Source organism: Streptomyces sp. bgisy130 (assembly GCF_057708345.1).
The window spans coordinates 37352-48093 of the sequence record NZ_JBYISA010000047.1 but is presented as its reverse complement, the minus strand read 5'-3'; the positions used below and the strand labels follow the sequence as shown (position 1 = coordinate 48093).

Genomic DNA, 10742 nt, shown 5'->3' with positions numbered 1-10742 from the left:
GCACCATAAGGTGCGGGGCTTTTCTGCGTTCTGGGTCTGCTTTCCCCCAGCCCACCGGCCCGCTTCTCATGGGGCGCGGGCCGAGGCTCCGTGGGACCCGGACCTGGCGGGGGCGTTGGAGGACTCGGGTGGGCGGGTGGAGGAGGCGGTGCTGGGCGACCTGCTGTCGGATCTGCTGTCCGGCCTCGGATGAGGAAGGGCGGCCGCTGTCGGAGACTTCCGGTTGCTGCCTGAGCGGGCGGACCGGCCCACGCTGAGCAGGTGACCGGTGACCGGTGGTCCACCGGCTCACACCGGACGCGCAGCTGCTGACCTGACCGGCGCGCGGCGTTGCCATTTCGCGCCTGGCGTGCGCTTCTCTGCGCCGCCCCGTGGCCTTGGTGCAGGTGCCGAAAGCATGGTCGGAGAGCCGGAGACCGACATAGCCTGCGTGAGGCATTGCATGCGGGTCGGGAGGGCCTGCGGTGCGCGGAGGTGGCATGGGCGGGGAGCCGCAAAGTCCGGTGGCTGTCAGGGGATGTGGCCGGCCGGCCGGAGAGCAGCCGAAGAATCTGGCCGACCATCAGGAAGGTGTGGGAGGCGCCGACGGAAGGGCGACATCTCGCTTGCGCCACACCGTGTCCGAGGTGCCGGATCCGTATGGCGAGCATCCTTTGTTGACCGCTGCCATGGCCGAGGGCTACGACGCCGTACCGGATCTGGAGCGGGAGCGGTTGCTGCGGTATCTGGAAGCGGTTGTCGCGGTCCGCCGGACCCCGGTGCACGCCGCCGTCGCCTTCAACGCCGTGTATTTCGGCTACCACCTCAACGGTGACGGCTACGGCCGCAGTCCTCTGCGGCTTGATGACTTCCCCGTGGTCACGCTCGGCGAGCGCGCAGCCGCCCTCCCCGTCGGCGCGATGGTGTGTGTGGCGACCGGCTCGGATCCGCTCTACGCAGAGATCCTCTACAAGGAGGGCGCCCATCCGGACGTGGGCAGCCTCGGGGATGTACCGGCCTGGGTGTCGGGAGCGCCGGCGGGTGCCGAGGGCCCGGGCAGGCAGGGGGCGGAGGTCGCTCCACGGCGCCGGGAACTGCTTGTGCCCGACCCGAACGCATTCGGCCCCGGGCTGAGTCTTTCGCCCGCCCAACTCCACCGTCTGCGTACCCATCGGCGCTGGATCAACGAAGACGGCCATATCGTCATCGATGCCTGCTACCCATCGCGGGAAGCGGCCCGGCGCGGTGATCTGTCCGCCTACGCGGACTATCTGCTGACCACCGCACGGGCGCAGCTCCTCAGCCCCTACGTCCCTGTGTCCCTCGCCGAACTCGTGGGCAGCACGCACGACGACGTGCTCCGTATCGCTCTGCTCCGGCTCCTTGACACGGTGCGACGCCTTCTCGCCTCCAGTGATCTGCTGCGTATGTGGGGTCCGTACGCCGTGAGCCGGGAAGCACTTGCGGCCTGCTGGCGTGACACCGGACCGCTTGGCGGCGATGACCTGAGAACGCTGGCGGCGGCCGTGGAGCATGCAGCCACCCCCTCGCGGCGCCGCTACGGACTGGCCGCTCCTGTCACGGTCTACACCGCGGTCGGGCCCAGGCTGCGCGCCTTCCCCGGCGCCGAGGAGCTGCTCAAGGGCGTGGAGTACGCCGCAGCGGTGTGCCGGGCGAACGTGACGCTCGCCGATGTCGTCCAACGGGACAGCGCACAGGGACTGTTCGCGAACGGCGCCCGGGTCACGCTCGACGATGCCTTCGAAGGCGGGGGCGTCTGGCGTTCCCATTACCCGGGTGAGAGGGACTGCACGGGCGATCCCTTGGACCCGGCCGGACGGGGCTGGACGTCAACTACGGCAACGGCCCCCGGGCAGGTACAGGAGCAGGACCAGGACCAGGAGCCGGTTGACGCGCCGCTCGCGGACGATGCTGTCCTTGGGCTGAGCGAGCTGCTGGAGACCGGTGCGGACGAGATCGTTTGGCGGCTGCCGCTGCGCCTGGCCCATCTCATCGACGGCTGTCTTCCGCTGCGCTCGCCCATTGCCGGGGAACTGCGGACGGCCTTCGGGCGCCGGCCCGCGTTACGGCTCGAACTTGATCACCCCGGCGGATCCCTCGAGGCGGCCGAAGCCGTCCAGCACACCGTCGCGGAGCTCGGCGCGGGAGCCGACCGCCTGACCGGAGTGGTCTGGCCCCTTGATTTCTTTCCCGGCCTGGTTGTGCAGCTCCACTGGCTCCGGGGCAGCCGGGTGATCCGGGCGGTCACGACGCGGCTCGACCGGGCGGTGCAGATCGGCCACCGAGTGATCGGCCACTGCTACGACCCGTGCGTCCTCACCCGCGAGGGCGCCCCGGGCAGTGACCGCAACGGCGACACGGCTGCGGGCCTCGGGCCCAGACAACTGGTGCTGCGCACGGTCCGCCGCTGCGGGCTGCTTACCCCGGACGGCCATGCCCTGCTCGACCGCTCCGGTCTGCCCCTTGCCGTCTACGGCCGTCGGCCCGCCCGGATCCGGTCCACCGCCCTGGAAGCGGCGGTGGCGGAACTGCTCGCCGAACGACTCCTCGAACCGGCCGTCGGCAGCCGTGACACGACCGGCCGGCCGCACTTCCCGGCACGTCCCGGGGAGCGGACGATTCCGCTCATCGGCTACCGCCCCGCCCTGATCCGGGTGATACGGCCCTGGGGCGCCACGGGGCCGGCGACCGGGCGGATGCGCGGTGTGCAGTACGTACCCGGCCATCTGCGCCGTTTGCTGCCGGAGCGCTCGGCGAGCGAAGCCCAGCGGACGGCTTTCCGGGAGCACTGCCGCAGACTCGGCAAGGCGGACGGCTGGGAACTGCCCGAGGGCTACACCTTCGTCACCCAGCACACCCGTGGCCGCTGAGTCCTCCGCCGGGCCCGCGCACCCGGCCAACACCGCGCTTTCCCGGTCATGTTGGCACCGGAAGAACTGAACCACCCACAACTCACCATCGAACGGAGCGCGTATGCAGGACCGCTATCACGTCATCGCGGGGCCCCCGATGTCCCCGGTTGGCGTGTCGGTCGAGGGCCTCGGGGCTCTGGCCGCAGCACTCAACGCACTGGATCAGCCGGCTGCCGCCGCCCTGGACGACCTACAGGCCGACATGGTGGAACTGGCCTTCAACTCCCTTGCCCCCAAGGACCGCCAGCGTTTGCTCGGCCGCACAGGAATCCGGATGGCAGCCCCCCGGCGGGCAGGCAGCGCATTGTGCCGGGACGTCCTGGCAAGGCTTCGGCGCGAGGCACGGCAGCACTCGTGCACCTGTGGTGTCATGGCGCTCACCCAGACCGTGATGAACGATGTGGGCAGGGCCGCAGTCGCGCAGGGCGGCGCCGCCTCCGATCCTGTTCTCCGGTGGGGCGCGGCGCTGGTCCGGGCCGCCGTGTTCGCGTGGTGCAACGCCTCGGTCGCCGACGCGTTTGTCCTTGTCTGGGCGGCTGACCGGGACTGGTTCGGGGCGGAGCAGGCGTGCACAGCGGAGACGCAACGCCTTGACGCGGTAGGCGCCGCCGCGCGGTCCGTCGTCGAGGCGAACGAAGACTTCGCTCTCGGCCTGCTCGAAGCCTATGGCGAACCCGGACGCAAGGAGCGGCAGTCCGCGACGGCCCAGGACCGGCCTGCCGGGGCCGGCCGAACGGGGACGGACGCCACCGCGTCGGACGCCGTTGCCCCGTCCTCACCCGCGCCGGACCGGCCCCTCCTGGACCAGCGCGCCGCGCACACATCGACGTTGGACGACCCCGTCCCGGACCCACCGGGCACGGTGACCGATGCGACCGGGCCGGCGGACGGCGCGGATCCGGAAGAGGTCTGCCGGCGGCTGGAGTTCACCCTCGCAGAGGCCGGGCAGGCCGTCCGGCGGGTGACCGTGGCGGTCGAGGACGGGCGCCCTCCCGCCGCAGCCGATCTGACGCCGTTGACCGGTCTGAGGGCCGTCTTCGACAGCGCCCGGACCGTGCTCGACGCGGCCGGCGTCGCGGGGGGACCGCTTCGCCTGGAGGACATGGCACGGGCTGCGTACGCGTATCGGATGGAACGCGACCGTGACCGCGTCGCGCGGGCGACCCTGCGGGACTTGCCGGCCATCAGCTGCCGGGAGGACAGTCCCGCAGTATCCGCCGCCGAGGCCGTACGCTCCGTCGCCCGGCGGCTTCTGGGTACACCGGTGTGGGGAGAGACGGAACGGCGGGAGAGCGCCGCGCTCACCGCACTCGCCGACCTCGTCCGGCTGGGGCGTCAGGAAGCGGCCGCGGCGGAGATTCTGGCCTTGCAGGAACGCGTCGTACGGGTGTTGCCCGCATGTGCCACGGCCGCGGTGATGGCATACGAACTGACGCTGCCCGGGCCGACGGAAGTCCGCTCCGGCCCCGAGGCCGCGGAGAGCATGCAGACGGGCGGGACCGGTGACGCCGTGGCGGACGCGGCCGGACCGGCTGCCGGCCCGACGAGGGGCGAGCACGTGGGCACAGCCCCCACCGAGGACTCCGTCGAGGGGAGCGTCAAGTGCCCCGCTCAGGACGCCGCCAAGGCGCCGGCCGGGAACGCCGAGACCCGGCGCGATGCCGTCCCGGAAGGGGTCACCCTCCCGGAAGCGGATTCCTCGGAATCACCTCCGGCCGACGCGCCGGATGCGGCGCCCCGGCCGGCTCCGGTCTTCGCGGGGGATGAGGCCGCGTCCGCGGATTCCCACTCCGCGACCGTGCGCACCGCCCCCGCTGTGGAGCACACCGTCACGGTGCCGACGGATACCGTCGCCACGCCTCACGACACGGAGCCTCTGAAGGAGGAGGCGGACCAGGACGACGACACCGCATCGGCCGGACGGGTCCTGGCACGACTGGTCGCGGAGCGGCGCTTCGGACTCGCGCACCATGTGGCGCGGGCCGCGGGCCGCCCCGAGCCCCAGGCGGCGGCGCTCCGGCTGGCCGGTGCGACAGCACTGCTCACCTCCGGCACCAGCCACGGCGCCCGGCTGGTCGCCGACCTGCTACAGCAGCAGAGCGAATTCGTCGGAGAGGACGTGGAGGGCAGTGAACTCGTCCTGCTTCCCGCCCTGTTGCGCGCGGCCCTGGTCACCGGCGACCACCTGGCGGGTGCTCAGCTCAAGGTCATGGTGCCGCGGCTTCCGGACGCGCTGGGGGAGGTGGCGGCCGCGGTCGCGGACCGTGCGCTCAGCGGGGCCCTGATGATCGCCTCCCCGCTGGTCGTGATCGCCGACGCCTCCGAGACCGAGGCCCGGTTGAGGGAGCTGCGCGAACAGTGCGGCACCGTCATCGCACCGCAGCGGCTCCGGTTCGCCAGGGCGACGGAGATCGCCAAGCGATGGCTGGCTCCCGACGACGGGCTGCTCGGTTCGATGCTCACGGCCGTGCTCAACAATGACCGTGACGCGCTGCCGGCCGTCCGGGAGAAGGCGGAGCGCCTGTCGAAGCCGTCTGAGATCAACAGTGAGATCGACCGGATGGACCGCGAGTATCGTCCGTCCAGCGGCAAACCGCTCCAGGGCTCCGGACGTCGGGACCTGGTGCATATCGTCGAGCGAGCCGTCGGTCTGGCGAAGGAATGGTGCCTGGCGGCCGACAGGGCTCGCCGGGGCGGACGGTCGGAGGGGAACCGTGCCGCCAAGGAGATCTCGTCCCTGCGCCAGTCGATGCTGGCCCGGCGTGACGCCGTGCTGACGGAACTCGAACGGCCGGCGGGGCGCTCCGGTACTGCCGCCACCGCGGCCGCGTGGGCGGCGCGCAGTGCCATGGAGGAGCTTTTCGTCCTGCTGTCCGGCGGCACCGGGACCGTGCCCCCCGGCAGCGGGGCCGACCCGGATCTGGTCCTGGATGCGGAACTGCTCAAGGTTTGTGACACCGCAGCGGAGCAGCCCTCGCTCGACGGGCTCCTGACGGCAGCCGACCGCGGCTGGGAAGAGGCGCTGCGGGAGCGGCTCGACCGCGACGCGTTCACGGCGGCCCGCACAATGGTGGAGCTGTCGGCCCGGGGGGCACTGCCGGCCTCGGAGGGCGAAGCGTTCGGGCCGCAGAGGTTGGCCGAGATCGAGGAGCTGGAGAGCACGAGGCGTACGGCTCTCCGGACGGAGCACGACGAACTCGTCACGGAGCTGCACCGGGCCCAGGCCGACGGTGCGGTGACGGACGACCAGGATCTGCGCCTGCAGGAGCTGCTGGCGGATGCGCGCACGCACCTCGACGACACCGGCCACCATGACCTGATCGACGTGCGACGGGCGTTGGAGACGGTACGGGCGGATCTGCCCATGCACCGGCAAGAAGCGGCCGACCGGATCCGGGCCCGGCTCGACGCCCTGGACCTCCCGGCAGACGAACGGGCACAGGTGCTGCGACACCTGGATACCGGTGGCCTGGCGACCGCCGCCGACCTCGTCTACTTCCTGGAGATCGGCGAACCCGTCCCGGAGATCGAGGCGGGCGAGTCCCACCTGACGGAGTTCTTCCCTGTCGTGCCCGAAGGGCTGCCCAAGGGCATTGATGAGGAACTCGTCGCAATGGTCCGCTCCGGCGGGAAGCACCCGACCGTTCCCGTCCTGGACTACGGGAACCTCTCCAGCGACGAGGCGGCACTGGCGGCGGACGCCCTGAACGACTGGCGTGAGCTGGGCGCCACCGAGGCGAAGGACCGGCCCAAGGCCCCCGCCGGGCGGAAGCTGCTCCCGGCCCTGAAACTCCTGGGATACGACGCCGAGAGCGCCCGGTCGCTGGAGGAGCTGTCGCCGCACCGGCGCGAGTACCGCTTCTTCGAAGCGAGCGGCGTGCAGGTCAACGGCCGGGCCAAGGTGCCGGCCTTCGGCTCGCAGATCAAGGAGCAGGGCGGCAACCTCCGTGTGCTGATGCTCTGGGGCCGCCCGCCTGCCGAGGTCGTCATGAGCCTGGCGTCGCGGGACACCAGTGAGACCAGTCTCCTGGTCGTCTACTTCGGCACCCTCGGCCGGGATGCCCGCGCGGAACTCGCCGCCGGATCCGACCGTCTACAGCCGCTGCTGGTCGTGGACGATGCAGCCCTTGCCTATCTTGCGGCCCGCGGCAACCGGCAGGCCAGTACGGCCACCCAGACCCTGCTGCCGTTCTCCGGTGTCAACCCGTACATCAGGGAGAAGCGCGGGCGGATCGGCGGGGAGATGTTCTACGGGCGGGATGCGGAACGCAAGAGCATCCTCGACCCGCGCGGCACCCAGGTCATCTTCGGCGGCCGCGGCCTGGGCAAGTCGGCGCTGCTCAGCGATGCCGGGGAACGCTTCATGGACCAGCGCCCCGGGTTCCACCAGTCGGTGTACCTGAACCTGGACCAGGAGAACATCGGCAAGGGGAGCTCCCTCGGGCCGGAGGCCCTGTGGAGCGTCCTGGACCGGGAGCTGACCGATGCTCAGGTGCTGGGCCGGCCCCAGGGCCGCAAGTCGCAGAAGGACCGTTCCGAGCGGGTGCGCGAGGGAACCCGCAACTGGCTTGACGGGGACTCGCGGCGCCGCCTGCTGATCCTGCTTGACGAGTGCGACCAGTTCTTCGAGGCGGATGCTCCTCGGTTCGACCAGACGAAGAAGCTGAAGGGACTCGGGTCGGACACCAAGGACCGGGCCAAGGTTGTCTTTGCCGGCCTGCACTCCGTGCAGCGCTTCTCCAAGCTGGCGAGCAACGGACCGTTCGGGCATCTCGCGCAGACCCCGAAGGTGATCGGTCCGCTCGCCCCGCAGTTCGCCGCCGATCTGCTGGTCGAGCCGATGCGGGCGCTGGGCTTCGAGTTCGACGACGTGGACCTGGTGAACCGGGTGCTGGGGTACTGCTCGTACCAGCCGTTCCTGCTTCAGATGTTCGGCCATCGGCTGGTCGAGGTGATGCACCGCAAGCGGGCGCGGCGCGGAGCGGAGGGACCTCCGTACACGGTGCGGGTCACCGACATCGAGGCGGTGGAGTCGGATGCCGCCCTCAGGACCGGCATCTCGGCGGCCTTCAAGGACACTCTGAGCCTGGACCACCGGTACGACGTGATCGCCAACGTTTTGGCGTACCAGGCCCGTAACCACGGTCTGGAAGTGCGGCTGAGCGACGCCGAACTGCGCGAGGAATGCGAGACCTATTGGCAGGAGGGTTTCCGGCAGCTCGACACCGAGGGTTTCCGGGCCTATCTCTCCGAGATGGTGGGGCTGGGAGTTCTGGCGCCCAACCACGAGGGCCAGGGCTGGCATCTGCGTGGCCCGAACGCACTGCGCATGATCGGCACGTCCCACGAAGTGGAGACCCGTCTGGTCCGGGCCGAACAGGACTGCAAGCTGGAGGAAAGCATCGTGCTGGAGGGGCGGCCGGAGCTCCCCGACCGCCGTCCCGCCCCGCTCACCATCACCCAGCTGGACGATCTCCTCGGTGAGCGCGCGAATCAGACGAGGGTCGTCCTGGGCACCCCGGCCACCGGGGTCGGCGACGTGGGCGACACCCTGCGTGCGGTCGCCGGGCGCATCGCCGACTGGCAGCTCCCGCCCATCGGCAAGCCCAGTGTCTTCAAGCAGGAGCTCACAGGTGGGAATCCGCGCGAACGGCGGGTGCTCATCAGCGACTTCGCCCGCTACCCCGCGAAGCCGGAGACCCTCCGCGAGGCCGTCGATCTGGCCGACGCCCTGCTGCCCGGCACTCCCGGGGTGACGCGCGCGGTGGTGCTCGTGACCGACACCGGACAACTGGACCTGTGGCGTGTCCTGTTGACGGGCGAGGAACACACCACCGCGGTTCCGGTGGTGCTGCGCCGGCATGATCGCCGCAGCCTGCGTGGCTGGGCACAGCGTACCGAGGTGTTCAACACGGACGAACGCCTGGACCGGCTCTACACGCTGACCGGCGGCTGGCCCCTCCTCGTCGACCGCGCGCACCAGCTGTACGGCGAACTCGGCAACCCCGAAGAGGTCTTACGGCGTCTGGCCGGCATGCGCACAGACCGCTCGGCGGCCCGTGCGTTCGTCGAAGCGACCGGTATGTACGCGGATCCGATGCTCGCGGCGGGCTATCGATCCATTGTCGAGGCGTTCGAAGGGGACCCGGCGGACCGGGAGAGCGTTGTGACCGCGATCGTGTACAAGACCGGGGACGAGGCGGAGGCCCGCTGGGTCTTCGCGTGCCTCGATGCTCTGCAGGTGTTCGATCACGAGGACGATGCACAGCTGCGCCTGGAACCCCTGCTCCGGCAGTGCGTGGAACTCGGCGAGTGACACCGTCCGGTCGGTTCCGCGCCTTGTCCTCCGCACCGCGGCCCGTGGTGCGGAGGACAAGGCGGGGCTGTGTACCGGCAGGGGGCGGCTCCGTACCAGGATCTGCCTGGCGGTTGCACCGCAGGCCCGCCGAGTCAGCGGACGGCCCGCGGCTAGGACCGGACGAGGCCGGGCAGCCAGCCTGTGTGGCGCAGGGTGGGTGCGATACGGCTCAGGACGTAGAAGACGACTGGTGTGGCCCCCAGACGGTCCGCGGCTGTCACTGATCAGACGTTGCGCTTGAGGGTATTCCGGATCCAGTCCGCGTAAACGGGCACGTTGCTGTAGAGGCCCGGTCCGGCGGAGCAGGCGACGCCCGGGGTTCCGGGGCCCGAGGTGGCTCCGATCAGTTCCCAGCGTCCGTGCCGGCCCTTCTGGAGCTGAGGTCCGCCGGAGTCGCCGAAGCACGCCATGGCCTTGGGTACGCCGCTGGTCGTGCATAGACGGGTCCGGTCCGCGTAGTTGGGGGCGCACTCGGCGGCGGCGCCCCTGCGCGTGTTGAGCTCCTGCAACCGCTCCGCGAACTTCAGCTCGGTGTCGACGGTGGTGCCGAAACCCAGGATCAGGGTCGGGGTGCCCGGCCGCCCGGCCCGTTCCGCGATACGGACGGGCTTTTGGGCGACGGGGCGGTCGAGGCGGACCAGCGCGATGTCATCCTTGTTCGCGGCTTTCCCCTCGCCGCTCACAAAGCCGGGGTGGACGACGGTTCGCTCGATGGTCCGGACGGTGCCCCCGGACTTCCGGTGCCTGCTGCCGATCCGGACGGTGCCGTCCAGCTCAAGGTCATCGCCCTGCACGCAGTGGGCCGCCGTCAGCACCCACTGCGGATCGATCAGCGACGCCCCGCAAGTGCCGTCGTACAGCCCCTGATCCGGGGCCGACTCCGGGATCGTCGCCATGAACGGGTAGCGCTCGGTGGAATCGGTCCCGTTGACGATCGCTTGCGCGCTGCCGGTCATCAGGGTGGCGCACGCCGCGATGGCGAGAGCGCCGGCGGCAGTGGTGCGCGCTGCGCGGCGACGAACCGACTTCACACTGGACACAGGGGGTCCTTTCCATGGGGAACTGGGTGTGTTCAGCCTGCGCGTCCAAGATCCACCGGGCCATCCGGGCAGCAGGCCCTGACACGGTCCAGGCAGCGGGCCCGAGCACCGTAGGGATAGCCCCCTAACGACACCAGCTCCCCCACCCGGCTTGCCAGCGCCACGCCCCCGCCGGCGTCACCCGCCAATGATCAAGGCGATCCCATAGGCCGCGACCGCGAGGCAGGAGGCGAAGCAGAGTATGGCCGTGGCCGTTGCCGCCTTCTGGTGCCGGGCTCCGGACGCGTCGGAGGAGGCGGGCTCCCCGTGGCCGGCGCGGGACCATGCGGCCAGGCCGAGGGAGAACATCACGACCACCACGGCTGTGATCCCGAGGCTGACCGCGAAGACCCCGGCGAGCGTGCCCCAGTTGATGTCCATCCCGTTCTCCCT

The 10742-nt window shown here is 70.9% G+C and carries 5 protein-coding genes; 3 read left to right on the top strand and 2 right to left on the bottom strand.

Annotated features, from left to right (window positions below; genetic code table 11):
* The 3 genes from AC3EUV_RS34350 to AC3EUV_RS34340 all read left to right on the top strand — a co-directional run.
* Positions 1-193: hypothetical protein (locus AC3EUV_RS34350; protein WP_432142844.1), on the top strand; the 193-nt coding region annotated here is incomplete at its 5' end.
* 463 nt (positions 194-656) lie between these two features.
* A complete protein-coding gene (locus AC3EUV_RS34345) occupies positions 657-2870 on the top strand; it encodes a hypothetical protein (protein WP_435604613.1) in 2214 nt (737 codons plus the stop codon).
* A gap of 103 nt (positions 2871-2973) precedes the next feature.
* Positions 2974-9228 (top strand): hypothetical protein, encoded by a 6255-nt coding sequence (locus tag AC3EUV_RS34340; protein WP_435604612.1) that lies wholly within the window; start codon positions 2974-2976, stop codon positions 9226-9228.
* Between the two features lie 266 nt (positions 9229-9494).
* Here AC3EUV_RS34340 and AC3EUV_RS34335 read toward each other — a convergent pair whose 3' ends face one another.
* Positions 9495-10310, bottom strand: a complete 816-nt coding sequence (locus AC3EUV_RS34335) for a S1 family peptidase (protein ID WP_435604611.1) — start codon at positions 10308-10310, stop codon at positions 9495-9497.
* A 177-nt stretch (positions 10311-10487) separates the two neighbouring features.
* The gene (locus AC3EUV_RS34330) at positions 10488-10730 is read right to left on the bottom strand and encodes a hypothetical protein (RefSeq protein WP_432142840.1); all 243 of its coding nucleotides are present in this window, start codon (positions 10728-10730) and stop codon (positions 10488-10490) included.
* Between the last annotated feature and the right edge of the window lie 12 nt (positions 10731-10742).